General features: G+C 54.0%; 23 protein-coding genes and 3 tRNA genes. 16 read left to right on the top strand and 10 right to left on the bottom strand.

The annotated features are described in order from the left end of the window. Positions 1 to 115 precede the first annotated feature (115 nt). The 9 genes from K355_RS0102130 (at position 116) to K355_RS0102090 (ending at position 7552) form a co-directional block, all read left to right on the top strand. A tRNA-Asp gene (locus K355_RS0102130) sits at positions 116 to 192 on the top strand. Between the two features lie 368 nt (positions 193 to 560). After that, positions 561 to 637 (top strand) — tRNA-Asp (locus tag K355_RS0102125). Between the two features lie 183 nt (positions 638 to 820). Then, positions 821 to 897: transfer RNA gene (locus K355_RS0102120), tRNA-Asp, on the top strand. 365 nt (positions 898 to 1262) lie between these two features. Next, a complete protein-coding gene (locus K355_RS0102115) occupies positions 1263 to 2852 on the top strand; it encodes an ABC transporter substrate-binding protein (protein ID WP_022730466.1) in 1590 nt (529 codons plus the stop codon). 27 nt (positions 2853 to 2879) lie between these two features. After that, positions 2880 to 3947, top strand: coding sequence for an ABC transporter permease (locus K355_RS0102110; protein ID WP_022730465.1), 1068 nt, complete (start codon positions 2880 to 2882; stop codon positions 3945 to 3947). Between the two features lie 4 nt (positions 3948 to 3951). After that, positions 3952 to 4875, top strand: a complete 924-nt coding sequence (gene nikC, locus K355_RS0102105; RefSeq protein ID WP_022730464.1) for a nickel transporter permease — start codon at positions 3952 to 3954, stop codon at positions 4873 to 4875. A 2-nt stretch (positions 4876 to 4877) separates the two neighbouring features. After that, entirely contained in the window at positions 4878 to 5720 is an 843-nt protein-coding gene (locus tag K355_RS0102100; RefSeq protein WP_022730463.1) for an ABC transporter ATP-binding protein, read from the top strand. A gap of 6 nt (positions 5721 to 5726) precedes the next feature. Further along, complete coding sequence (locus K355_RS0102095; protein ID WP_022730462.1) at positions 5727 to 6491, top strand: ABC transporter ATP-binding protein; 765 nt, start codon at positions 5727 to 5729, stop codon at positions 6489 to 6491. An 11-nt stretch (positions 6492 to 6502) separates the two neighbouring features. After that, entirely contained in the window at positions 6503 to 7552 is a 1050-nt protein-coding gene (locus K355_RS0102090) for a dipeptidase (protein WP_022730461.1), read from the top strand. Between the two features lie 48 nt (positions 7553 to 7600). Here K355_RS0102090 and K355_RS0102085 read toward each other — a convergent pair whose 3' ends face one another. Together K355_RS0102085 and K355_RS0102080 are read right to left on the bottom strand one after the other, a co-directional pair. Then, positions 7601 to 8017: a hypothetical protein gene (locus K355_RS0102085; protein WP_022730460.1), complete on the bottom strand. Its 417-nt coding sequence runs from the start codon at positions 8015 to 8017 to the stop codon at positions 7601 to 7603. A 30-nt stretch (positions 8018 to 8047) separates the two neighbouring features. Further along, positions 8048 to 8473 carry an acyl-CoA thioesterase gene (locus tag K355_RS0102080; protein ID WP_022730459.1) on the bottom strand — a complete coding sequence of 142 codons (426 nt, stop codon included), beginning with the start codon at positions 8471 to 8473 and terminating at the stop codon, positions 8048 to 8050. A gap of 315 nt (positions 8474 to 8788) precedes the next feature. On the opposite strand from K355_RS0102080, the gene parE reads away from it, so the two are divergent. The 3 genes from parE (at position 8789) to K355_RS0102065 (ending at position 12481) form a co-directional block, all read left to right on the top strand. Beyond that, complete coding sequence (gene parE / locus K355_RS0102075) at positions 8789 to 10771, top strand: DNA topoisomerase IV subunit B (RefSeq protein ID WP_022730458.1); 1983 nt, start codon at positions 8789 to 8791, stop codon at positions 10769 to 10771. Between the two features lie 87 nt (positions 10772 to 10858). Then, positions 10859 to 11779 carry a glutaminase gene (locus K355_RS0102070; protein WP_022730457.1) on the top strand — a complete coding sequence of 307 codons (921 nt, stop codon included), beginning with the start codon at positions 10859 to 10861 and terminating at the stop codon, positions 11777 to 11779. 120 nt (positions 11780 to 11899) lie between these two features. Further along, the gene (locus K355_RS0102065) at positions 11900 to 12481 is read left to right on the top strand and encodes a hypothetical protein (protein WP_022730456.1); all 582 of its coding nucleotides are present in this window, start codon (positions 11900 to 11902) and stop codon (positions 12479 to 12481) included. A 31-nt stretch (positions 12482 to 12512) separates the two neighbouring features. On the opposite strand, the gene K355_RS22920 is transcribed toward K355_RS0102065, so the two are convergent. Further along, positions 12513 to 13286 (bottom strand): alpha/beta fold hydrolase, encoded by a 774-nt coding sequence (locus K355_RS22920; RefSeq protein WP_022730455.1) that lies wholly within the window; start codon positions 13284 to 13286, stop codon positions 12513 to 12515. Beyond that, entirely contained in the window at positions 13283 to 13843 is a 561-nt protein-coding gene (locus K355_RS0102055; protein ID WP_022730454.1) for a hydrolase, read from the bottom strand. Before K355_RS0102055 ends, K355_RS22920 begins: the two co-directional genes overlap by 4 nt. A 212-nt stretch (positions 13844 to 14055) precedes the next feature. Between K355_RS0102055 and K355_RS22915 the strand changes: the two genes are divergently transcribed. Further along, positions 14056 to 16104: a DEAD/DEAH box helicase gene (locus K355_RS22915; protein ID WP_022730453.1), complete on the top strand. Its 2049-nt coding sequence runs from the start codon at positions 14056 to 14058 to the stop codon at positions 16102 to 16104. An 88-nt stretch (positions 16105 to 16192) separates the two neighbouring features. Here the strand turns inward: K355_RS22915 and K355_RS0102045 are convergent, their stop codons facing one another. Together K355_RS0102045 and K355_RS0102040 are read right to left on the bottom strand one after the other, a co-directional pair. Then, a complete protein-coding gene (locus K355_RS0102045; RefSeq protein ID WP_022730452.1) occupies positions 16193 to 16639 on the bottom strand; it encodes an Rrf2 family transcriptional regulator in 447 nt (148 codons plus the stop codon). 3 nt (positions 16640 to 16642) lie between these two features. Further along, complete coding sequence (locus K355_RS0102040) at positions 16643 to 17143, bottom strand: GNAT family N-acetyltransferase (RefSeq protein WP_022730451.1); 501 nt, start codon at positions 17141 to 17143, stop codon at positions 16643 to 16645. Positions 17144 to 17593: 450 nt separating this feature from the next. Between K355_RS0102040 and K355_RS0102035 the strand changes: the two genes are divergently transcribed. After that, positions 17594 to 18073 (top strand): Lrp/AsnC family transcriptional regulator, encoded by a 480-nt coding sequence (locus K355_RS0102035; RefSeq protein WP_022730450.1) that lies wholly within the window; start codon positions 17594 to 17596, stop codon positions 18071 to 18073. Between the two features lie 59 nt (positions 18074 to 18132). Here the strand turns inward: K355_RS0102035 and K355_RS0102030 are convergent, their stop codons facing one another. Continuing rightward, complete coding sequence (locus tag K355_RS0102030; protein ID WP_022730449.1) at positions 18133 to 19470, bottom strand: MATE family efflux transporter; 1338 nt, start codon at positions 19468 to 19470, stop codon at positions 18133 to 18135. Positions 19471 to 20013: 543 nt separating this feature from the next. Between K355_RS0102030 and K355_RS0102025 the strand changes: the two genes are divergently transcribed. Together K355_RS0102025 and K355_RS0102020 are read left to right on the top strand one after the other, a co-directional pair. Beyond that, on the top strand, positions 20014 to 20712 hold the full coding sequence (locus K355_RS0102025) for an alpha/beta hydrolase (RefSeq protein WP_022730448.1): 699 nt from the start codon (positions 20014 to 20016) through the stop codon (positions 20710 to 20712). A gap of 283 nt (positions 20713 to 20995) precedes the next feature. Then, complete coding sequence (locus tag K355_RS0102020) at positions 20996 to 22696, top strand: methyl-accepting chemotaxis protein (protein WP_022730447.1); 1701 nt, start codon at positions 20996 to 20998, stop codon at positions 22694 to 22696. 92 nt (positions 22697 to 22788) lie between these two features. On the opposite strand, the gene K355_RS0102015 is transcribed toward K355_RS0102020, so the two are convergent. The 3 genes from K355_RS0102015 to K355_RS0102005 all read right to left on the bottom strand — a co-directional run bounded on the left by K355_RS0102015 (position 22789) and on the right by K355_RS0102005 (position 24643). Then, positions 22789 to 23376 carry a YceI family protein gene (locus K355_RS0102015; protein WP_022730446.1) on the bottom strand — a complete coding sequence of 196 codons (588 nt, stop codon included), beginning with the start codon at positions 23374 to 23376 and terminating at the stop codon, positions 22789 to 22791. After that, positions 23373 to 23969, bottom strand: coding sequence for a cytochrome b (locus K355_RS22910; RefSeq protein ID WP_022730445.1), 597 nt, complete (start codon positions 23967 to 23969; stop codon positions 23373 to 23375). The genes K355_RS0102015 and K355_RS22910 overlap by 4 nt, the downstream gene beginning before the upstream one ends. A gap of 80 nt (positions 23970 to 24049) precedes the next feature. Continuing rightward, on the bottom strand, positions 24050 to 24643 hold the full coding sequence (locus K355_RS0102005; protein WP_022730444.1) for a YceI family protein: 594 nt from the start codon (positions 24641 to 24643) through the stop codon (positions 24050 to 24052). Positions 24644 to 24847 lie beyond the last annotated feature (204 nt).

Raw genomic sequence — 24847 nt, 5'->3', positions numbered from 1 at the left:
CATTTCACGGGCCGGGTTAAACTTTTGAGCGATACGGTAAAGAAAATTACTTTTCGCACTCAAAAAGCCCTTGCCACAGCGCACAGCCACTTATATAAACCGCGCCACACACCATGCGGGTGTAGCTCAGTTGGTTAGAGCGCCGGCCTGTCACGCCGGAGGCCGCGAGTTCAAGTCTCGTCACTCGCGCCATTCCCTCCCAATGGGAATGAAACAAAAAAGCACCTCGGTTTTACCGCTGGTGCTTTTTTGTTTTTCAATGCCTGACGACGGCTCTTTGCAGCATTGATCCCCTTCCGCACCAAATCCCCCTGCGCGCGTTCAAGGCGACATCACATATGGTCGATCGTGGCTTTTCATCCCCTGCGATAGCTTCCTTAATCCACGCAATCTGACCTTCTAAAACACACAAAATTCGCCACGCAATTTTGGCCCATAACACATTGAAACAAAGAAATATTTCCACGAAACTCCGGAACAGGGCCTGCAAGGTTCATTTTTTTGCAAAAAAGCCCTTGCCACAGCGCACTGCCGCTTATATAAACCGCGCCACACACCATGCGGGTGTAGCTCAGTTGGTTAGAGCGCCGGCCTGTCACGCCGGAGGCCGCGAGTTCAAGTCTCGTCACTCGCGCCATTCCCTCCCAATGGGAATGAAACAAAAAAGCACCACGGTTTTACCGCTGGTGCTTTTTTGTTTTTGGCCGATTTCATGCGCCTGATCACACCAAAAGTGTCGGCGTTGTTTTTCTTTGAAATTTCGGCCAGAAAACACTTGCCAGCAGACAGCGGTATTTATATAAACCGCGCCACACACCGCGCGGGTGTAGCTCAGTTGGTTAGAGCGCCGGCCTGTCACGCCGGAGGCCGCGAGTTCAAGTCTCGTCACTCGCGCCACTCTTTTTCAAGAGTATGCAAAAGTCGCTTTTCAAAAGCGGCTTTTTTTGTGTCTGAATCCCCTCTTCCCGACGGCCCTCATTTTTTGTGTCTGTCCTTTACGGGCCCAAACGCCCGAAATTCACAACTGATACGCGAACACATCTGAATTCACACCGCCATTGCGTGGAATTTAGGCAATCCTGACCGTCTGGTCATTGATTAATCGTATAATTTATGCTCAGCTTCGCGAACAACAGACAACGATCTTGCAGGCCGCCCCACTTTCAGGTGATGTGAATTTTTCAGATACAGTTTCATGCTGGTGTCTGAAACACGCATTGCTCAGGCCTGCTGTCCCACAACAACAAAACGGGAGGCGCATCATGCGCAAATTTATTGCAGGGCTGGTCATGGGGACCGCGCTCATAACGACGCCATTGGCAGCACAGGCCGACACGCCGAAAAACGCACTAGTCATGGCCTTTGCCATTGATGACATGATCACGCTTGATCCGGCCCAGATGTTCGAATTCACCGGTTTGGAATATGCCGGCAATACCTATGATCGGCTGATCGGGTACGATAATGACGACGTGTCAAAAATCTATGGCGTCATCGCTGAAAGCTGGGATGTTTCAGAAGATGGCAAAACCTTCACCTTTAAAGTCCGTGATGGCATCAAATTCGCTTCGGGCAACGACCTGACTGCCGAAGACGCCGCTTTCTCGTTACAGCGCGTGGTGCTTCTTGACGGCTCACCGGCCTTTATTCTTGGTCAGTTCGGCCTTACCCCGGACAACGTCAAAGAAAAAATCTATGCGACCGACGCATCAACGCTGGTCATGGAACTCGACAAGCCTTATGCACCAAGTTTCGTCCTCTATTGCCTGACCGCAGGTATTGGTTCTGTTGTCGATAAGAAAGAAGTCCTCGCTCACGAAGTCGATGGTGATCTTGGGGCAGACTGGATGAAAACCAACTATGCTGGTTCGGGTCCATTCGCATTGAACAAATGGACTGCCGGACAAAGCCTCAGCCTGACGGCAAATGAAAATTACTGGGATGGTGTGCCGGAAATGAAGCGCGTCATCATCCGCAACGTCAAAGAAGCCGCATCCCAGCAGTTGCTTCTGGAGAAAGGTGATATTGATATTGCCCGTAACCTTGAAGCCGATCAGTTGGCATCAATCAAGGGTGATGACGACATCAAGATCATGTCAAAGGGCAAAGGTGCGCTTTGGTATCTTGGCCTGTCGCAAAAAAATGAGTATCTGTCTAATCCGAAGGTCCGCGAAGCGCTGAAATACCTTGTCGATTACAAGGGTATTTCTGAAACCATCCTCGCGGGTCGTTCCCAAATCCATCAGGCATTCCTGCCCGAAGGTTTCCTTGGGGCATATAACGAAAACCCATACGACCTGAACATCGAAAAAGCCAAATCGCTGTTGGCCGAAGCAGGCCTTGCCGATGGGTTCAGTGTCACCATGGATACACGGAACACCACATCGATCATGGCGATGGCACAGTCGATCCAGGCAACCTGGGCGCAGGTGGGCATCAATCTGGAAATCATTCCGGGCGATGGCAAACAGACCCTGACCAAATACCGCGCACGTCAGCACGATATCTATATCGGTCGCTGGTCCCCGGATTATCAGGATCCGCAAACCAATGCATCGACCTTTGCTTGGAATCCGGATAATTCCGACGATGCAACTGCAAAGCCTCTAACTTGGCGCAACTCATGGAATCCCGGCCCCCTGACTGACGAAGTTGACCAAGCCATTCTAGAGCGTGATGGAGACAAACGTGCAGAAATGTATGTTGATCTGCAGAAAAAGGTGCTTGAGGATGGTCCATTTGTGATCATGTTCCAGGAAACTGAAATTGCTTCCATGCGCAAGAATGTCAACAACCTCGTCCTGGCTCCGTCGTTCGATAACAACAGTTATCGCTTTGTCACCAAAGACTAATTTTCGACGAAGGAGACAACGGTCGTAATGTCCGCTGTTACACGCAAAAACCGGGACGGGCGCACACGCGCCCGTCTCTCTTCTGGCAAGGCAGGAAGCCTCCTGCGCCTTGTTTTTTCGCTGGCCATTACATTCTTTGGTCTGCTTCTGGTCACATTCCTGATTGGCCGCGTTCTGCCAATTGATCCGGTTCTGGCCGCCGTTGGCGACCGTGCCCCGCAAGCCGTCTATGACCGCGTGCGCGAAGAAATGGGCCTTAACCTGCCCCTTTGGCAGCAATTCTTTATTTATATTTCCAATATCCTTCAAGGCGATTTTGGCCGGTCTGTTTTAACCTCCAATCCTGTCCTTGAAGACATCAAACGCGTTTTCCCCGCCACCCTCGAACTTGCCACCATAGCCACCATTATCGGTGTCATTCTGGGCATCCCGGCGGGTGTTTTTGCCGCCATCAACAAGGGAAAATGGCCCGATCACGTTGTCCGCGTCATTGGCCTTGCCGGTTATTCGATGCCGATCTTCTGGCTTGGCCTTATGGGGCTTCTGGTTTTCTATATGAAACTTGACTGGGTTGCTGGTCCGGGGCGCCTTGATGCATTTTATGTCGATTTCATCGAACCGACTACCGGTTTGATGCTGGTCGACACCCTGATCGAAGGCGACATGGATCTGTTCTGGAATGCGGTGTCACATATCATTCTGCCTGCATCCATCCTTGCCTATTTCTCGCTGGCTTATATTGCCCGCATGACCCGATCCTTCATGCTGGAACAGCTCAGTCAGGAATACATTCTGACCGCACGGGTCAAAGGCATCTCCGAACATCGCATCATCTGGCGCCATGCGCTGGGCAACGTCATGGTCCCACTGGTCACCGTGATTGCGCTATCCTATGCCAACCTGCTCGAAGGATCGGTTTTGACCGAAATCATCTTTGCCTGGCCCGGTCTTGGTCTGTACATCACCAATTCACTGCTCAATGCCGATATGAATGCGGTTCTGGGTGGAACTGTTGTCGTGGGGGCCGTCTTTATCAGCGTGAACATGCTGTCTGACGTGCTCTATCGCTTCCTCGACCCACGGGCACGGAGATAACCCCATGACCACACAAATCTCCACCGCAAAACCCGGCCTGAAACAGTGGCTGACATCCGACACTCCACAATCACGCTGGCAGGCCAAATGTGGCCGCGCGTGGCTGGGCTGGATCAAGTTTTCCGAAAACAAACTGGCCATGATTGGCCTTTCAGTTGTGGTTGGCCTGATCCTTGTCACAATCTTTGCCCCGCTACTGGCCCCCTATGATCCCCTTGCCGCAAACCTTGCCAACCGTATTCAGCCGCCCAGTGGCGATCACTGGTTTGGCACCGATCAATTGGGCCGCGATATCCTGTCGCGCCTGATTTACGGCGCACAATATACCCTGCTTATCGTTGGGCTGGTCGCCATTACTGCCGCCCCGCTTGGCCTTCTGGTCGGCACCGCTGCCGGTTTCTTTGGTGGGTGGATTGATGCGGTCTTGATGCGCATTACCGACGTTTTTCTAGCATTCCCGAAACTGATTTTGGCACTGGCCTTTGTTTCCGCACTCGGACCGGGGATTGAAAACGCCATTCTTGCCATCGCGATTACCGCATGGCCGCCCTATGCACGTATTGCACGCGCAGAAACCATCACAGTGCGCAAAGAAGACTATATCGAAGCGGCCCGTCTTCAGGGCACCTCGAACTTTGCCCTGATCATTGGTCACATCACACCGATGTGCATGAGCTCACTTGTCGTACGTGTCACGCTTGATATGGCCGGCATGATCCTGATTGCGGCCGGTCTTGGCTTCCTCGGTCTAGGTGCACAACCGCCCATGCCTGAATGGGGGGCAATGGTGTCTGATGGGCGTCAGTTCCTGCTTGAACAGTGGTGGGTTGCCACCGTTCCGGGGCTTGCCATCTTTGTTGTCAGTCTGGGCTTCAACCTTCTGGGTGATGGCCTGCGCGATGTTCTTGATCCACGCGGAGGGGATTGATCATGAGTTCCGAAACCCTTCTGACCGTCAAAAACCTTGAAGTCACGTTCAACACGCCAAAGGGCAAAGTCCACGCCGTGCGCGGTGTGTCGTTTGACCTTGGTCGTGAACGTCTTGGCATTGTTGGCGAATCCGGGTCGGGTAAATCCCAGACCGGGCGCGCCATCCTTGGGTTGACGGCGGCAAACGGCACGATCAGGGCTGAAAAAATGCAATTCCGCGATGTCGATCTTGCCAATCTGAAGCCAAAGCAATGGCGCAAGGTGCGTGGTGCGCGCATTTCCATGATCATGCAGGACCCGAAATATTCGCTTAATCCTGTCATGACCATTGGCGATCAGATTATCGAGGCCTACCGCGAACACCATAAGGTCAATGCCAAGGAAGCCCGCCTTCGCGCCCTTGAAATGCTCGAAGCCGTCAAAATCCGTGATCCGGAAAGGGTGTTTAACGCCTACCCGCACGAAACATCGGGCGGCATGGGACAACGCGTGATGATTGCCATGATGCTGATCCCCGATCCCGAACTGATCATTGCCGATGAACCGACATCGGCCCTTGATGTGACGGTACAGCTTCAGGTCATGGCAATTCTGGATGATCTGGTGCGCGATCGTGGCATGGCACTGATTTTCATCAGCCATGATTTGCAACTGATCTCAAGCTTCTGCGACCGGGTTCTGGTGATGTATCAGGGCCATGTTGTCGAAGAATTGCGGGCATCCGAACTGCACAACGCCAAACACCCCTATACCAAGGGCCTTTTGAACTGCTTGCCGAAAATGGATGGGGATCATTCCGATCTGCCAACCCTTGAACGTGAAGCAAGCTGGGCAGAGGGATAAAAAGAAATGATTGAAATCAGCAAACTCAACGCCTGGTTCGATGACAATCACGTGCTCAAAGACGTCGATATCAGCGTTCCCGCCAACGGATCATTTGGTCTGGTGGGCGAATCCGGGTCGGGTAAATCGACCGTCCTTCGCACCGTCACCGGCCTTGTCGATGACTGGGAAGGCACCATTACAGTCAAGGGTAAGAAACTTGGCCCCAAACGCGACAAGGATTTCTATCGCCTTGCGCAAATGGTGTTTCAGGACCCATTCGGATCCCTGCATCCGCGTCATACCATTGACCGCATTCTGACCGAACCGGTCAATATTCACGGTCTGGGCAATTCCGATGCCCGCGTGGTCGAGGCCCTTACGCAGGTCGGGCTCGATAACGCGTTTCGGTTCCGCTACCCCCATCAGCTTTCCGGCGGGCAGCGTCAGCGTGTGGCGATTGCCCGTGCGCTTATTCTCGAACCCAAAATTCTGCTGCTTGATGAACCGACATCGGCATTGGATGTGTCTATTCAGGCAGAAGTGCTCAACCTTCTGGGCCGGTTGCGCCGTGATCTTGGCCTGACCTATATCATGGTCAGTCACGATCTCGCCGTGGTGGCGCATATGTGTGACGATATCGCCATCATGAACCATGGCCGCATTGTTGAACGGGCCACCGCCGGACAACTTGCCGAAGGCACGCTCGAACACCCCTATTCGCAGCAGCTTTATAAGGCCGCTGGCGGATACGACCGTGCGGTTGTCGACACCTTTGTTGATTGGGACTGAACGGAGATACCATGACAAACGCCACCGCCAACAGCTTTGCAACGCCCTTCGCCCCCGCGGACAGCAACCTCACCAATTACCAGCGCAAGCATATCCCGGCCTTCACTTGGGATGCGCATGCCTGCCTGCCGCTTGACGAAAAGACACCGATCGACCTGCTTGATACCTATGTCGCAGGCAAGATTGATTATGTCTGCGTCAATGTTGGCATGGATATGAACTCTATTGCCCATATCCTGCGTGTGATCGCCGCCTTCCGTGCGAAGATCGCGGCATACCCCGACAAATACATGCAGATTGATAAATTTGAAGATCTGGCGATTGCCAAATCCAAAGGCCTTCTGGGTGTCGGGTTCGACCTTGAAGGGTCCGTCATGCTGCAAGACATGCCCGAAATGGTGCCAGTCTTTGCCAAGCTTGGCGTCAAACAAATCCACTTTGCCTATAACCGTAACAACTCGGTCGCCGGCGGCTGCCATGATACCGACATCCTCCTAACCGATCTGGGTGTTGAAATGGTCAAGGCCGTCAATGCTAGCGGCATGATCATGGATTGCTCGCATACCGGGCGGCAAAGCTCGCTTGATATCATGCGGGTCTCATCCAAACCGGTCGTCTTCAGCCACGCCAACCCAAAGGCATTGGGTGGGCATGAACGCTGCATTGATGATGAACAAATCAAAGCCTGTGCTGACACCGGTGGCGTGATTGGTATTTGTGGCTTCCAGCGCTTCATCAAATCGCCGAACGCACCGGAAGTCCCCGACATGATCCGCCATATCAAGTATGCGGTTGATATGGTCGGTGTGGATCATGTCGGCATCGGGCTTGATACCATGCCCTCGGTTGCCGGTACCAATGACTTCCCCGATGGGGTGGATAAAGACCACTACTGGCCAGCCGCCAGCGGCTATGGTCCGGCGGCCGGCGGGGCTGCGGTCTTTGACCCGCGCAAACTGCCAGCCCTTGCTGATGCCCTGATCGCAACCGGCTATTCGACTGATGATGTCGATAAAATCATGGGTGAAAACTTCATCCGCGTGGCGAAGGCCAGTTGGTAATCCGCATTTACCAAACAGGGGCAGCACACGTTCAGCCGATGTTGCCCCTTACGGTGCAGTGGCAACATCGCCGATCTGTTCGGGCAGATTGATGGCAATCTCTTGCCCGCCAAACCCATGCACCAAATCACGTGCGCGTACTATCACCGATGTTATGCCGTTGGGGATCGCCACACCGGATAACGACCGGGTAAAGGGCTGCTCATTGACATGCGGGTGAGCCAGAATACGCTCGCCAAGCACCGCACCATCGGGCCCAATCACCTGCCACGCATCGGCATAATGATCCCAGCCCGTATCGGCATGCGCCACCGTGACGGAAAACCGGTATGTCGCATCGCTCGTTTTGCGGGCTTCAACGCCAACAACATCGGCCTCCCCGGCAGAACTGGGCGTCGGGGCAACAAAAGCCCAGCCAAACAAACCAAACACCGTCCACAGGACTGCTTTACTGTGGTTCATCATGGCCGGGCTCCTGTGAAATACTGACCTTCTTTAGACCGCCACTTCATCCTTGCGTACCGGGCGCGGGCGGCCTTCGGCATCGATGGCGACAAAGGTAAAGGTGGCTTCCGTTACCTTGATGCGCGGTGGTTGATTGCGGCGCAGCACCCAGGATTCGAGATGCAGCACAACCGATGTTGTTCCGATCCGTTCGATATCACCATAGACACAGACAACATCGCCAACATACACCGGACGCAGGAAAGTCATGGCATCCACGGCCACCGTGGCGATACGCCCTTCGGCAATCTGACTGGCCAGAACACCGCCGGCGATATCCATCTGCGACATCAGCCAGCCGCCGAAAATATCCCCGCTGGGGTTGGTGTCGGCGGGCATCGCAAGCGTTCGGGTACACAGATCGCCACGCGGCATCGTGTGTTCAGGCATTTGTGTGTTTTCGCTTTCTGTCGCCATCAGGCTAACTCCTGTTAGGGGTACGTTGCTCTTGCGTACCAATTTTTTTATTGGACCTCCCGGTCACGGTTTTCTGCGCCATGCCGCCTAAATTTTGGTCCCCACTCAAGACCACCGCTTGCATTGGACTTAAAAACACATTTTTATGGGTTCGATCTACCGACATATGGTACTCGTTTAGCGCCGAGGTATCCAACCTTAGAGTCCAACCAAAAGCACCACCATGGAATTTTTGTTTGGGCTCGTGAATATCGATCAACAGATATGCGTTGCTGAGCCTTGTTTTAACACAAAGAAGAAGTGCGTTCCGGGGACATGACCGACCTATTTGAAGACTCAAACCAGTCAACAGACAATGCCTACTCCGCCAAAGACATCGAAGTTCTCGAAGGGCTAGAACCCGTTCGACGCCGCCCCGGTATGTATATCGGGGGCACAGATGATGCAGCCTTGCATCATCTGGTGGCCGAGATTCTCGATAACTCCATGGATGAGGCCGTCGCAGGACACGCCGACTGGATCGAACTGGAACTGAGAACGGACAACACCGTTCTTGTCCGCGATAACGGGCGTGGTATTCCAACCGACCCACATCCGAAATTCCCTGACAAATCTGCCCTTGAGGTCATCCTGACCACCCTGCACTCGGGCGGTAAATTCTCGGGCAAGGCCTATGAAACATCGGGCGGTTTGCACGGTGTCGGCATGTCTGTTGTGAACGCCCTGACCGACAAATTCCGGGTTGAAGTCGCGCGCGACCGCAAACTGGTGTTTCAGGAATATTCCAAAGGCACCCCGCTGGGTCCGTTGCAAGACGGCGGTGCGGTTAGCAACCGGCGCGGCACCACGGTCATTTTCCGCCCCGATCCGGAAATTTTTGGATCGCGCTTGAAACTCAAAGCCGCGACAATTTTCCGAATGGCCCGCTCTAAGGCCTATCTCTACAAGGGTGTTGAAATCCGCTGGTCGGTTGATCCGTCATTGCTGACCAGTGACGACCCAACCCCGCAGCAAGAAGTCCTGAAATTCCCCAACGGCATCCTCGATTATCTTGAGATGACGCTAAAGGGGCGCGACCTTGTCACCGAACGTCCATTTGCGGGTGAGGCAAAGTTTTCTGACAGTGCCGGGCGTGTGGAATGGGCGATTGGCTGGCCTGAAACCGGCGAAGGCTATTTCCATTCCTATTGTAACACCGTGCCGACCCCGCTGGGGGGCACGCACGAAGCTGGTTTCCGCTATGCTTTGACCAAGGCAATCAAATCCTATGGTGAAATGGTCGGTCAGAAGAAGGCCGCCGCCATTACCGCCGAGGATGTTTTTGGTGGCGGTTGCGTCATGCTGTCGGTATTCCTGCCTGATCCGCAATTCCAGGGCCAGACCAAGGAAAAACTCGGAACACAGGGCGCGACCAAACTGGTTGAAACCGCAGTACGTGACCATTTCGACCATTGGCTGACCGGGGATACCGAAAACGCCAAGCGTCTGCTTGAAAACATCATCCTGCGCGCCGAAGAACGTCAGCGCCGCAAGGAGAAAAAGGAAACCAAGCGTCAGTCGGCCACCCGCCGTCTGCGTCTTCCGGGTAAACTTTCTGACTGTTCGCGTTCTATCGCGGCGGGCACTGAAATCTTTTTGGTCGAGGGTGACTCGGCAGGTGGTTCCGCCAAGCAGGGCCGTGACCGTGAAACGCAGGCTGTCTTGCCGCTGCGTGGTAAGATCCTCAACGTGGCCTCGGCGACCTACGAAAAGATGATGGCCAATCAGGAAATCAAGGACATGATCGAAGCCTTTGGCTGCGGGTCTGGTAAAGATTTCCGCTTGGCGGACCTGCGTTATGAGCGCGTGATCATCATGACCGATGCGGATGTCGATGGCGCACATATCGCATCCCTTCTGATGACCTTCTTCTATCAGGAAATGCCAGGCCTTATCGAAAACGGCAACCTGTATCTTGCCATGCCACCGCTCTATCGCCTGACACAGGGGGGTAAATCGATCTATGCGATGGATGACGCCGAAAAGGAAGTCATCCTGCACGGCGAGTTCAAAAACCCCGCCAAGGTCGAGATTTCCCGATTTAAGGGTCTGGGTGAAATGCCTCCGCAGCAGCTTCGTGAAACCACGATGGCACCTAAAAAACGCACCCTTCTGCGCGTAACCCTGCCCGATGCTGCCCTTCCCGATGAACAGGGTCAGACCAAGGACCTTGTCAATCGTCTGATGGGCAAAAAACCGGAACTGCGTTTCCAGTTCATTCAGGAACACGCCCGTTTCGTCGAAGACATCGACGTCTGATCATAAATTTATGTTCATGAAAAACCCGGCCATGTGTGCCGGGTTTTTTGTCCGCTTTCCCCGTTTACAAACCAACAGGATCGCATAATGTCGCACGATTATGCCGCCATCCTCGAACAGATTGCCGACCATGTTGCCACAGAAGACTTTGGTGACGCGCGCAAGGCTGATTACATTCCCGCCCTGTCGGACGTTCCTGACGATCACTTTGCCATGGTGATTTGTGGCACCGACGGGCAGGAATTTACCATCGGGCAGGCAGACCAGTCGTTTTCAATCCAGAGCATTTCAAAAATGTTCGCCCTTGTGCTGGCCCAGCGTGCCCATGGCGACCAACTCTGGCAGGCGGTGCGCCGCGAGCCATCCGGGTCGGCGTTTAATTCCCTGATCCTGCTTGAACAGGAAAATGGCATTCCGCGCAATCCGTTCATCAATGCCGGGGCCATTCGGGTCGCCGACCTGATCACATCGCGTTACGCCAATCCGGATCGCTCGGTTGCGGAATTTCTCGGACAACTCTGTGGCAATCCCGATATCCGGGTCGATAACACTGTGTATCTGTCGGAAGATCAGCACGGTGATCGTAACCGCGCGATTGCCTATCTAATGAAAAGTTTTGGCAAACTCGACAACCCGGTCGAAGACGTGGTGCGTGCTTATTTCAAACAATGCTCGGTCGCAATGACCGCGCGTGAAATGGCGCGGGCGTCTTTCTTCCTTGCCAATAAGGGGATTGGCATTGATGGCCTCACGGTCATTGCGCCTGAAGAAACCAGACGCATTAATGCCCTGATGCTAACATGCGGTATGTATGACGGGGTTGGCGATTTCGCCTTTACGGTCGGTATTCCCGCCAAAAGCGGCGTTGGCGGCGGGATCATCGGGATTGTGCCGGGTGAATTTTCCGTCTGTGTCTGGTCGCCGCGCCTTGATGGACGGGGCAATTCCGCAGCAGGCATACGCGCGCTTGAAATGCTGATCCGCGCCATTGGCCGGTCGGTTTTCTGATCACACCCTAACCGGTGCTTTTAAGGCCCCATTTTCCATTGGTGCGACACGTCAATTTTTCAACAAATTGCCCATAATTGCCGTGTAAGATACGTAAAACTGCCAAGAAGGAGGTCCCAAGTGACCACACGAAAACTGCGCAAATTATCCTCTATCGCGGCTTTGGGGGCGTTATCGGTACTGACGGGGTGCGGGGCGGCTTTGGTTGAAGCCCCTTACTACAGCGTCAGCGAAGTCCAAAGCTTCAAGGTCGCAGGTGCCCCAAGTCAGATCATGATGCTTGATATTGTTGACGCCAATGACACCCTGGACAATCAGACATGGGCCGATGCCCTCTCCAATCACGGCTACCCGCCGCGCCTGAATTTCGTCACCGATGCGGCGGACATCTCCGATACACAAACGATCAAGCCCGAAAACCGTCTTGTGGTCGTGGTAAACCCGACCCAGACCACCATGCGTGGCACGCTCTGCACAGACCCGCAATCAGCCAAAAGCGATGGTACCTCTGATCGGGTAATTGTCCGGTTCGGATTTTGTGCCGGTGACGATATCATCTCGGAAACACGGGCGCGCTTCGTCCGCGACAAATTTGAACAACAAATGATCAATAGCGCGGACACAATTAGTTTTCAGCTGTTCCCGCGCCATATCCGCGATGAAGATGATGACAATTGCTCGCGCCGGGTTCCTGGCTGCTAATAACTGCCCATAATCATACCAACAACAGCAGTTAACGCGACAAAAGCGCAATCAAGTCATGGGCAAACACCCCGGGCGCCTCAAGTGGTACATAATGGCCCGCCCCTGGCACAACAGCCAGCGAAGCCCCGGTGATGGCATTGGCCATGTCGCGATGGCTCTCGGGGCTGATCACGCGGTCAGCCTCGCCAACCATCACACTGCACGGGATGTTGATATCGGCCAGAACCGCCGTGCTGTCGGGTCGCTCGGCCACGGCCTTGCTTTGGCGTTTAAATACATCCGGGCCGCAGTCATCGGCCATCGCGATCAAAAGCCTGACCAGACCGGCATCCTTGCGGTTATCGGGATGGATCAAATCATCCAGCATGGCGTCATTCACCCCCTTAAACGGGGTATTTTCCGCCACCAGATGTGCGAGCAACATACGCCGCCGCCGGATTTTAGGCGGGTCTTCAGTCGCACGGGTATTGACCAGCATAAGATGACTGACCCGTTCAGGCGCGCGGCGCAGAATGTCAAACGCGACATATCCCCCCATCGACATGCCCACAAGCGCAAAACGATCCGGGGCGCTATCAAGGACGGCTGTTGCCATATCGCCCACGCTGTCTTGATCAAACAGTTCGCAAAATACCGGTTCAATCAAATGCCCGACATCACCGCACCCATTGGCCAACACATCAATGGTCGGCTGCCACATCCGTTGATCGGCCAGCATGCCCGATAAAAACACAACGGGCACGCGATCAGATGATCCGTGCCCATCTGATTCTATTGCGGAACGTGAAGTATCGGCTGTCATTTAATCAGCGCACTCAGTTCCTTGAATTCCGGGGTTCCGGCAACACGTAGCCATTCAAACATCACACTTTCGCGCGTCACGATCTTCGCCCCGGCATCGCGCATGCGTTCAATCGCAAAAATCTTGTCATGCATGCTACGTGATGTCACCGCATCGGCGACAAGATAAACCTCGCGCCCGCGCTCAATCAATTCCATCACGGTTTGCAATACGCATACGTGGGTTTCCATCCCCACCACGACCACCTGATCGCGACCGGTGTTTTCTTCGATCTTGTCGATAAAACCATCCGCAGGCACAGCCGAAAATGCGACTTTGGAAATAACATTTCCGCCCTCAGGCCCATCACCATTTTGCGCGACAAGCTCAAGGATTTCGGGTGCTGTATGCCCCAACCCCTTGGGATATTGTTCTGTCACCAGTACGGGAACGCCAAGCCGGTTGGCACATTTGACAAGAAAGCAGCAATTTGCCACCGTTTGATCCGGCTCCTGACACGCAGGATAGAGTTTCTCCTGCACATCGATTATAAGCAAACTTGCGCGCGTGGCATCCATCAGCACGGCATTTCTCCCCTGTTCATTCTTTGTTGTGTCAGGTTACGCTGCCAAACTGTTGCGAACAAGCCTCTCGACAGTCCCGAAATCGGTTTTCAACAGCTTTTTTACGGCGTTTTTCTTGACTTAATTCGGTCTTCGCTTTACGACCCAAACAGCTTTTATAGCACTTCCTTAACTTCAACGCATATCATTGCGGGAAAACGAACCATATGAATTTCGCCGATCTCGGTCTGAGCGAAGATATCCTCAAAGCCGTCGCAGACGCCGGCTACGACACCCCGACCCCCATTCAGGCACAAGCAATTCCGTCGGTGCTTATGGCACGTGACATTCTGGGCTGTGCACAAACCGGGACGGGTAAGACAGCAGGCTTCACCCTGCCGATGCTTGATATTCTGCATCACGGGCGCGCACGCATGCGGATGCCACGGTCGATCATTCTCGAACCGACCCGCGAACTTGCAACCCAGGTTGCAGCAAACTTCGACACCTATGGCAAATACATGTCGCTGTCGAAGGCTCTGATCATCGGCGGTGAATCCGCATCTGAACAAGGCAAAATCCTGGAAAAAGGCGCAGATGTCATCATCGCGACGCCAGGACGCCTGATCGATACGTTTGAACGCGGCAAACTGCTTCTGTCTGATTGCAAACTTCTCGTGATCGACGAAGCCGACCGCATGCTCGACATGGGCTTCATCCCCGACATCGAAAAAATCGTCAACATGCTGCCAAAACAGCGTCAGACGCTTTTCTTCTCGGCGACCATGCCCAAGGAAATCCGACGCCTTGCGGACAAATTCCTGTCCAATCCAAAGGAAATCACCGTCTCCCCGCCCTCGACCATGGCGACCACGGTGGAACACAAGCTTCTTGTTCTTGACGACATGGACAAGCGCGAAGCCCTGCGCCACCTGATCCGTCAGGAAGACGTCAGAAACGCTTTTGTGTTCTGTAACCGCAAAAAAGACGTTGATATCCTGTTCAAATCGCTGACCAAGCACGGCTTTAACGCCGGACGCATGCACGGTGATCTGGCACAAAGTGAACGGACCGAAACGCTCGCCAAATTCAAAACCGGCGAAATCACGCTTCTGGTCTGTTCCGACGTTGCCGCACGTGGGATTGACGTTGCCGATGTGTCGCACGTCTTTAACTTTGACGTGCCGTTCAACGCCGAAGATTACGTCCATCGTACCGGTCGTACCGGCCGCGCAGGACGTGCGGGCAAGGCATATACCCTTGCCGTGCCAGAAGACGGCAAACTGGTCGCAGCAATCAACAAATCCATCAATCTGGACATCCCACTGACCGAGATTGAAGGCATCGAAACGCTTGAGCTGGACTTTACCGGCAAGAAACGCCGGAACAAGAAAAGCCGCAAACCGGCTGGCCGCGACGATAAACCATCGCGCGACAACCGACCGGGACGCTCGGCGCGTCCTGATAACCGTTCGGACAATCGCTCTGACAACCGGTCTGATGCGCAATCTGCCGGGAATGCTGGCAAGTCAGACACCAAGTCTGATGCACCAACCCCACAGGCACAGCCAACACAGCCCGCAGCAGCCCCCGCACAGGCCCAGCCTGCTGCACCGGCCAAGGCCAAAGAAACCGACGCCCGCAAACCTGCACAGCGGGATGCAAGGCCGAATAACGACCGTTACGAACGCAATGATCGGAACGACCGTAATAATGATCGCAACGATCGTCAGAACCGCAACAACAACCGTCGTGATCGGGATGACCGCGATGACAAACCGGTTCTCGGCCTTGGCGATCACGTTCCGGCCTTCCTGCTGACCCCGGTTCCGGCTTCAAGCCTTGCACGCGGCAAAAATGATATCGACGACGAACCGCAAAAAACAACTGCGGCCCGTAAACCGGCGGCAAAATCACCGCGTGCGGCCAAAACCACCCGGGCAAAAACCCCGCGTCGTCCTGCCCGGAAAAAGGCTGACGACACAGGCACCGATACCGCCCCGGAAACTTCAACTTCGGCAACACCGGCGACTACAGCACCCGTTGCGTCCAACGCATCGGACGCCCCGGCACATGATACCCCGGCACAGGACGTAAAACCGGCTCAGGCCGACGCCCCTGCTCAGGATCAGGCCGCTGCTGCTGAAAAGCCAAAGGCCGAAGCCAAGAAACCACGCGCCCCGCGCCGTCCACGCAAGAAACCAGCCCCCAAGGCTGCTGCGTCTGACAGCGCCGAAGGCGATCAATCCGCAACGGCATCATCTGGCGAAAGCTAAGCCAAGCGGATCAGCCCAATACGAAAAAGGCCGTCAGAACATTCTGACGGCCTTTTTGTTTGTCTGAATTTTGGTGCCTGTCCGGGGTTTAAACCGCGCGGAACAAACCAGTCGATGATGGTTTTTCCGGGCGTCGCTTGCGCATGAGTTTCAGCATGGTCTCAAGCGTAATCGACAGCAACGTCGCATGGGTGATTTCTTCGATTTCATCCATCACCTGCGACAAGGCCGCACCGGCATTGGTTTGCTGCACAATGCTGTTTGATGGACCAGTCCCGACCTCTTCAAACAATTGCACCACATCCAAAAGGGTCGTGCGCTTGGCATTGCCACAGAAACGATATCCACCCCCGGCACCACGCACCGATTCAACCAAGCCCGCCCGGCCGAGATCACGCAGGACCTTGGCAAGATGATTGGTGGAAATGTTGTAACGCTCGGCGATTTCCGATGCCGAAAGCTGCCGGTCGGTATCCTCGGCCAGCTCCAGAACCGCATACAGGGCAAACAGGGTTGCCTTTTGCAAAGACATCATGGCTTAAGCCCCCTCTTCCATATCGGTTTCAAGCTGGATAAACGGGCCAGCCATCATGCCCTGTGATCGGAAGAACGACATAAGATCGGTGGCATCGCGCGGGATCATGGTGCGCACTTTGGTCACCCCGGCTTTGCGGAAGCACCGGCACATTTCATCATACAGAATGGTCCCGATTCCGCCCATGCGCAGGTCCGGTTCGACACTGACCGTGCCAACCCAGCCACATGGTACCGAATTAAACTCCCACGACCGCACTTCACCGAAAATACAGCCAAGCAACGTGCCGTTTTCTTCTGCAATCAGGAAAAACCGGGAATCCTTGCGGTTGCCATAGCGGGTAAACAAATCGTCCCAATACTCGGGCTTGCGCAAACCTGTTGTCCGATCATCAAGATCAACAACATTTGGCAGGTCCCCCTGAACCGCCGGACGGATATTGATTTTATGCTCGCCAATCGTGACCAGGTTATATCCCGGTGTGTTTTGCGCAGCGTCCACCATGTGTGCCTTTCTATAACGCGGCTGGATCAACCAACCTCTCCCAGTCCCCGACAGGAGATTAACCGCATTCAAAATAAGTAAATTGGTACGATTATACTACACTGTCAAAACGCGTTACGGCAATGATAAGTTCCGCTGCGGGTGCGAGGAAACGGCGTCAAAGCAAAGCTTTCCAAGCAATTGAAGGACATAGCGATATTCCCATCCCCGTGCAAGCGCAAAGCAGTGTTATACGGTGTTGGGCCGCCACCTTATATTCACAGTTTAACAAAGTGAAAAATAACATCTGTTACCATGCAACGATTGACAGAAACGCGAAGTCATGGCTTATCGCGCAGCAGAAAACACGTACAGGCGGATTAAATTTTGGCAAGATTTACCCCCTGAAACCAGATATGTGCGGGCGGCTTTTACCCCCGCCTTTTATCGACCAAAGGAGTGTGGCACGCCATGGCGCGCAACGGATTCGACGCAATTGATCGCAAAATTCTTCGTGAAATTCAGGAAGACGGGCGGATTTCGATGGTCGAACTGGCTGATAAGGTTGGCCTGTCCGTCTCCCCATGCCTGCGACGCCTGCGCAAGCTCGAAGAAAGCGGCGTCATTCGCAAATATGTCGCCCTGCTCGATCCGTCGCATTTGCATCTGGGTGTGAACGTCTTTGTCACGGTGTCTTTGACCCAGCATGACGAACCATCGCTACGCCGCTTTGAAACCGCTGTGCAGGAACACCACGAAATTGTCGATTGCTATGCCATGGTCGGCAATCAGGATTACATGATGCGCATCATCGTGCCTGACCCGGCGTCTTATCAGCGCTTCCTGTCCGACGTCATGATGAAGCTGCCCGGTGTCGCCAACATGAAATCAAGCTTCACCCTGCATGAAGTCAAAAACAGCACCAAGCTTCCGGTCGCCGAAACCGACTGATTGCAGCACATCTGCCATCGTCCCCAAAACCAAGAGCAATACGGCGGCACGTTACCACCCTACCCAACCGCTTTCCGACGATCCGGGATGATGGTCGGAAACAGCAGCGCCAAAGTCACCCCGCGCAGCAGGAAGAACGCGTTAAACGCGGCCCACAGCATATGATTGCTGCCTGTCTCAACCGCCCACCAGGCAAACAGCCCATAAATCGCCACCGACAGCAGCATCATGTTGCGCCACTGCTTGGTCTGCATGGCGCCTAAAAACACGCCGTCAAACTGAAATCCAAGCACACCGGTAATCGGCAATATCACCGCCCAGACCAGATACTCATAAGACGCGGCCCGCACTTCGGGAATGCTGGTCAGCCCATCAATGATCCACGGGCCCGCTGCGGCAAACAGGGCCGCCATAACAACCGCCGAGATGATCGACCAGATCGTTGTTTTGCGTACCGCCCACAGAAACTGTTTGCGCCGTTCCGCACCATAAGCCTGCCCAACAAGCGTTTCCGCCGCATGGGCAAAACCATCAAGCGCAAATGATCCGAACATCAAAAAGTTCTGCAATACCGCGTTCGCGGCCAATGTCACTTCGCCAAACCGCGCGCTGAAACTGGTAAACAGCGCAAAGGCCGATGTCAGCGCAAGGGTGCGGACAAAAATATCACCATTGATTTTCATCAGTTTCGATAACTGTGCCCGATCCAGAATCCCAATGCCGCGCCATGTCCCGCCAAGGCGTTTAAGATGCGGCTGCATCAAAAACCATCCCAGCGCGACGCCGGAATAATCGGCAATCACGGTTGCCCCGGCCACCCCGCGCACATCCCAGCCAAACCCTTGGACAAACAGGATATCAAGGATGATGTTGATCGAATTCAGGACCACCTGAAAGATAAACACCGCCCGGCTGTCGCGCATCGCAAGCAACCAGCCCAGCATGCAATATTGCATCAGGGTCGCCGGCGATGCCCAGATCCGAACGGCAAAGTAATCGCGTGCGGATGCCTCAACCGCTGGACTTGGCGCGATCAACGACATGGCCAGTTCAATGATCGGATATTGCAACACCATGACCGCAAGACCGGCCACAACCGCGATAAAGGCCGCACGGGCAAAAACCGCGCGCACCCCATTGGCATCACGCCGCCCATGGGCCTGTGCGGCAAGGCCCGTGGTCGCCATGCGCAGGAACCCGAACCCCCAAAACACATAGGAAAAGATCAGCGCCCCAACCGCAACTGCCCCGATATAATGCGGGCTATCAAGATGACCGACGACAGCAGTATCGACAGCACCGAGCAACGGGACGGTGGCATTGGACAGGATAATCGGCAAGGTCAACGTCAGAACACGTCGATCCCCCTTGCCGAACCATCGGCGCGTACGGTTCATCAGGGCCTCTAAATTTTATTCTTCGTGTGGGGCGGTCTGGCGGGACCGGACGATTTCTTGTGGCACAGAAAAGCGCGCGGCAAAAGACAGGTTTTAAACGTGGAATACCTCAAAAAATCCACACCGTTGAATTTCTGCCTTCCTCATGCCTACTCAGTCGAGGATTTTCGATTTCATTTTTTGCAATTTTTGAACCACTTTTGAAATACCAGATACAGCTAACCCCTTGAATATATCTGTAATACTTTGTTTTATATAAGATAAATTTGCATTCTGGGTTTATTGCACTGCGGCCCATTTCACCCCTGAAAAACTATACCACGGCATAGGACGACCACACGTCAACCGGTCAAAACGGCGTACAATTGCAAAATTGGTCTTACGTAATCCAATCCATCCACACTTTTATCCACAGGCTGACGGGATATATTTCATCGCGCACCGCAACGGTAAATCGATTAGCTGTCGTGCGGTGCAAAAAACACTGGTCGTCCAATCCATGGGTTGCTAAGCAGGGGCACAGGAATATTCAGGGAAGTCATAATGAGCACCGAAACATTATTGTCCGGTCCGACGTTGCCAGCAGCATCGGGCACCACCAAAAGCGTCGTCATCCTGCTGCATGGCTATGGCGCAGATGGCAATGACCTGATTGGTCTGGCCCCGCATCTGGCCCGCAAGCTTCCCGATACGACATTTTATTCGCCAAACGCGCCCTACCTGTGTGAGATGTCACCATTTGGCCGCCAGTGGTTCAGCCTTGCCGAATATGATCCGGAATTTCTGCGCCGTGCGCCTGAAACCATGTCCGGCGCGCTTAAGGCCATGGCACAGGGTGCCGCCAAAAGTGCCGCCTATGTCGATGACTTTATCGACCATGTGATGGAAACCCACGGCGTGACCGCAGATCGCGTTGCCCTGCTTGGTTTCTCACAAGGTACAATGATGGCGTTTCAATCGGCCCCGCGTCGCCAAGATCAGATCGCAGGTGTAATCGGATTTTCCGGCGCACTTCTGGGCGAAGATGCCTTTGCCGCCGAAATCAAATCGCGTCCGCCGATGGTGCTGGTCCATGGCACCGCCGATCCGGTCGTCCCGATAGAGGCATCCCGCCTTGCCAAGGAAACGCTTAGTGCGAACGGCATCGATGTTGCCCTGCATGAACGCGCAGGCCTGCAACATGGCATCGACGAAGAAGGCATCATGCTCGCATCAAAGTTTCTGAAAACACATTTCGGCTGACAGATTTTCGATACCGGGACATAAACCGGCATCCAACTGTCTTCTCGCTGCATTGACCAAAACGCCTGTCATCACGTTGATGTCAGGCGTTTTTTTGTCTCAAATTCACATCAAGCTCCTCTACCTCACATTGAAAGTTGCATTCTACGGCACCACCTGCGTTAAATACTACGCTTTGGTATAGCTTCTATACCAACACGTAGTAATCTCTTTCTATGGCTTTCATCATGAGCTGGGTCGCGAACCGCAATCACCCTAGCCTCTGTGCGGAGGAAAAGTCCGAATGCTGCAAAAAATAAAAATCGGTCGCAAGATCACCCTGATTTCCCTTATTGCTCTGGTTGGCCTTATCGCGATTACGACCTTCGATATGATGAGCCTTCGTAGCTCCCTCCTCGAAGATCGTAAGGAAAAAATCCGCGCGGCGACCGAATTTGTCGTGTCTCTGGCCGATGAATATCAGGCCAAGGTCACCTCAAAGGAAATGGATCAACAAACTGCGATTGATGCTTTTTACAAGGTCGTCTCCGGCGGGAAATATGATGGCGGGATCGGCTACTTCTTTGCCCTGTCCAAAGACAACGTGATGGTCATGCATGGGGCCAATGCCGGTCTTGTCGGCAAGGACATGGGCGGCGTACAGGATCCCAACGGGGCCTATTTCATCCGCGATCTGATCGCGGTCGGCAGTAAACCCGGCGGCGGCTTTTCGTCCTATTACTGGCCCAAACCCGGTGAACCCAAAGAATTGACATTCGAAAAACTCTCCTACTCGCATCTTCTGCCGTGGGGAGCTGTGATTGGCACCGGCATCTATATTGATGATGTTGATACGATCTTCTGGGAAAATGCGACAAAATCACTCGCAATCAGCGCCTTGATTATCGTGATCATTGCTTTGGTCGGCGTTGGCATTGGCCGCAACATTACAACAGGCTTGCGCAAACTGTCTGAACGCATGGCCCAAATTGCCGATGGCAATCTTGACGGACATATCGAAGGTCAGGAACGCGGCGACGAAGTCGGTGACATGGCCAAAACGGTTGTTGCCTTCCGCGAACAGGCCAAGCAAAACCGTGATCTTCAAGGCCGCCAGAAACAGCTTGAATCGGATGCGGACGATAAACGGCGTTCAGGTGTTCTGGAACTGGCCAACAGCCTTGAACAGCGTGTCAAAGGTCTGATCCGGTCGATTTCTGCATCGATCAACGAAATGAAGCAGGCAACCGCAAACATGCAGGAAGCCAGCAACACCAACAGCTCTCTCTCAGCTGCGGTCGCCTCGGCCACGACCCAGACATCGACAAATGTGCAAACCGTCTCATCCGCAACCGAAGAACTCACCGCATCATCTGATGAAATTGCCCATCAGATCGCCCAGTCGGCCGACATTGCCAATCAGGCCAATGAACAGGCAACCCGCACCAACCAAACCGTAACCGGCCTTGCCGACGCGGCACAGAAAATTGGCGATGTGGCAAAACTGATTGGCGACATTGCCGAACAGACCAACCTTCTGGCCCTGAACGCCACGATTGAGGCCGCCCGTGCCGGTGATGCTGGCAAGGGCTTTGCCGTGGTCGCATCTGAGGTCAAAAACCTCGCCAACCAAACCGCCAAGGCGACCGAGGAAATCAATCAGCAAATTCTTTCGGTGCAAAATGAAACCGGCGAAGCGGTTGAAGCCATCCGCCTGATTTCCGAAACCATCGCCAAGGTCGCCGACAGCTCAACCGCGATTGCCGCTGCGGTCGAAGAACAGCACGCCGCGATTGGCGAAATTTCGCGCAACGTGCAACAGGCCGCCGACGGCACCAGCGAAGTGTCCCAGCGGATTGAAACGGTCAATGAAAATGCCGGGCGCGTATCGTCAGGCACCAGCCAACTGGCCCAGTCGGCGGAAAAACTGGTCGATGAGGCCCGATCCCTTGACGAGGCGGTCGAAACCTTCCTTGCCGATTTGCGCGAAAGTGCGACCAAATAATCTTTGCACTGTCCTGCTCCCAAAAAGAAAAGCAGCCATCATCTGATGGCTGCTTTTTTCATGCGCGTCTGGTGCGTCAGAACAAGTGACGCTTAGGGACGCGTCGCGTTGATTGTAATGACAATCGTCACATCGTCACCAACCTGCGATGTATCGGTCCACTGGCCCTGCCCGACGCCAAAATCTGTGCGCTTGATCGTAACCGATCCTATTGCAGCAGCCTGGTCGCCATCAATCGCCAATTCAAACGGCAACGTCACCTCGCGGGTAACATCGCGAATGGTCAGATCGGCAACCGCCTGATAGGTGCCCGGTGAAACCTCGCTAAACGATTTGGTTTCAAACTTTGCCGTCGGCCACTGGGCGGCATCAAACCAGTCGGGCGACACAATCTGGCTGTCGCGATCCCCGTTCTGGGTATCGACCGATGCAATATCGATCACAACCTTGACCGATGATCCAGAAAGATCATCAGGCGAAAACGCGATATCGGCGTTAAACGCATCAAACCGGCCCTCGAAATCCGCGCCAAGCTGGGTGCCGACAAAGCCGATCTCGCTGTCGTCCTGCGTAACGGTCCATGCATCTGCGGCCATCACCGGGCTCGCAAAGGAACTGCCAAGGACAAGGGATGCGGCGATCAAACTGCTGGCAATGCGCGATGTAATGCTCAAATTCAAAGCGAAGATTCCTTCTGCTTGTGTGCTGATGGTCGCGATGGCGCATCTGATCCCGATCCGGGCAGCATGCGGCGCAAGGTCGCGTCACGGTCAATAAAATGATGTTTCAGGGCGGCGGCAATATGGGTTCCGACCAGAACCACAATCGTCCATGACAGCGCCCAATGCACAGTTCTCAGAGTCTCAAACAGCTCCTTGTCCGGACCAACAAGGTTCGGCAAGGTAAACAGTCCAAACACACTGACCGGGAAATTTGCCGCCGATGACATCATCCAGCCACTCAGCGGCATGGCAATCATCACACCATAAAGCCCCAGATGGCCAAGCTTGGCGGCACCGCGTTCAAGTTTGTGCGGACTCAAGGCTTGGGGTGTCGGCTCACACAGCCGCCAGACAATGCGCAAGATCGTCAATGTCAGGATCGTCACCCCCAACGACTTATGCCGCGACATCCATTCAAGTTTCGCCATGCCCAGCGGCAGGAAATCCATATACCAGCCAATGGTAAAGGCGCTCAGAACCAAAAGCGCCATAACCCAATGCAGGCTTTTGGTCGCGAACCCAAATCCGTTTTTATGACTTTTGATCGCCATGGCAACCGTCCTTACACCCATCAGACAAAAGATGGCAGGCGAACCCTAAGGACCGCACTGCCATCCATAACGTCTTGAAATTACTTCTGCTTAAGGAACTCAGACGAAATCTGAAGGTCAACTTCCGGGGACACGGCCGGAACAAGGAATTCCATACCGTAATCGGTGCGGGTAACCGTTCCAGTCGCAGCAAAGCCAAGCGTGTGATCGCCGCTCATCGGGTTGTCGCCTTCACCGGTCAGCGTCACGTCAAGAACAAGCGGCTTGCTCTGCCCCAGAATGTTCAGATCACCGGTGATTTTCGCGGTGTTATCGCCAGTCACTTCAACCGAGGTGCTGGTGAAGGTTGCGGTCGGGTGGTTTTCAACGTCAAAGAAATCAGCCGATTTCATATGGGTATCAAGCGCCTCAAGACCGCTGTCGATCTTGGTAAGATCAATATTGATCACAGCAGACGACGCCGCCAGATCGTCGCGATCAAGTGTCAGTTCACCCGATGCGCCACCAAAACGGCCCTGATAGTTGGAAAAACCAAGATGGTTGACGATAAAGATCACGCTGGTGTGGGTCGGATCCATTTTATAGGTATCTGCAGCCTGTGCAGAAAAAGCCGCACCCGAAAGACCCGCTGCGATGGTCAGCGCAAGACCAGCCTTTTTAATCGAATTAAACATTGTCACTTCCCTCATGTGAATGACACGGCGCGCCTGAACGGCACCGCGAATTAAGTGGGCGCACAGTGACAGTCTCGCGCGTGGCCCTCAAGCCAGTGCAGCGGCAACATTCTTATTCTATTTTGGAAACAATAAAAGATATCCAAGCCTTATTTCCGCCAGATTGCGAACGGTCAGAAGCAAACATGCGACCCTAATCCAGAT

Origin of the sequence: Thalassospira lucentensis MCCC 1A00383 = DSM 14000 (genome assembly GCF_000421265.1) — a bacterium.
Lineage (GTDB): Bacteria > Pseudomonadota > Alphaproteobacteria > Rhodospirillales > Thalassospiraceae > Thalassospira > Thalassospira lucentensis.
The sequence above is the reverse complement of the archived record's forward strand: the minus strand, read 5'-3'. Positions and strand labels throughout refer to the sequence as shown.

Coding starts and splice junctions, on each gene's coding strand:
- K355_RS22910 (WP_022730445.1), bottom strand. CDS start 23,969: ATGGCGATCAAAAGTCATAAAAACGGATTTGGGTTCGCGACCAAAAGC.
- K355_RS0102035 (WP_022730450.1), top strand. CDS start 17,594: ATGGCGCGCAACGGATTCGACGCAATTGATCGCAAAATTCTTCGTGAA.
- nikC (WP_022730464.1), top strand. CDS start 3,952: ATGACCACACAAATCTCCACCGCAAAACCCGGCCTGAAACAGTGGCTG.
- K355_RS0102030 (WP_022730449.1), bottom strand. CDS start 19,470: ATGAACCGTACGCGCCGATGGTTCGGCAAGGGGGATCGACGTGTTCTG.
- K355_RS0102070 (WP_022730457.1), top strand. CDS start 10,859: ATGTCGCACGATTATGCCGCCATCCTCGAACAGATTGCCGACCATGTT.
- K355_RS0102095 (WP_022730462.1), top strand. CDS start 5,727: ATGATTGAAATCAGCAAACTCAACGCCTGGTTCGATGACAATCACGTG.
- K355_RS0102115 (WP_022730466.1), top strand. CDS start 1,263: ATGCGCAAATTTATTGCAGGGCTGGTCATGGGGACCGCGCTCATAACG.
- K355_RS0102005 (WP_022730444.1), bottom strand. CDS start 24,643: ATGTTTAATTCGATTAAAAAGGCTGGTCTTGCGCTGACCATCGCAGCG.
- K355_RS0102080 (WP_022730459.1), bottom strand. CDS start 8,473: ATGGCGACAGAAAGCGAAAACACACAAATGCCTGAACACACGATGCCG.
- K355_RS0102025 (WP_022730448.1), top strand. CDS start 20,014: ATGAGCACCGAAACATTATTGTCCGGTCCGACGTTGCCAGCAGCATCG.
- K355_RS0102040 (WP_022730451.1), bottom strand. CDS start 17,143: ATGGTGGACGCTGCGCAAAACACACCGGGATATAACCTGGTCACGATT.
- K355_RS0102090 (WP_022730461.1), top strand. CDS start 6,503: ATGACAAACGCCACCGCCAACAGCTTTGCAACGCCCTTCGCCCCCGCG.
- parE (WP_022730458.1), top strand. CDS start 8,789: ATGACCGACCTATTTGAAGACTCAAACCAGTCAACAGACAATGCCTAC.
- K355_RS0102045 (WP_022730452.1), bottom strand. CDS start 16,639: ATGATGTCTTTGCAAAAGGCAACCCTGTTTGCCCTGTATGCGGTTCTG.
- K355_RS22920 (WP_022730455.1), bottom strand. CDS start 13,286: ATGACAGCCGATACTTCACGTTCCGCAATAGAATCAGATGGGCACGGA.
- K355_RS0102085 (WP_022730460.1), bottom strand. CDS start 8,017: ATGATGAACCACAGTAAAGCAGTCCTGTGGACGGTGTTTGGTTTGTTT.
- K355_RS22915 (WP_022730453.1), top strand. CDS start 14,056: ATGAATTTCGCCGATCTCGGTCTGAGCGAAGATATCCTCAAAGCCGTC.
- K355_RS0102100 (WP_022730463.1), top strand. CDS start 4,878: ATGAGTTCCGAAACCCTTCTGACCGTCAAAAACCTTGAAGTCACGTTC.
- K355_RS0102110 (WP_022730465.1), top strand. CDS start 2,880: ATGTCCGCTGTTACACGCAAAAACCGGGACGGGCGCACACGCGCCCGT.
- K355_RS0102020 (WP_022730447.1), top strand. CDS start 20,996: ATGCTGCAAAAAATAAAAATCGGTCGCAAGATCACCCTGATTTCCCTT.
- K355_RS0102055 (WP_022730454.1), bottom strand. CDS start 13,843: ATGGATGCCACGCGCGCAAGTTTGCTTATAATCGATGTGCAGGAGAAA.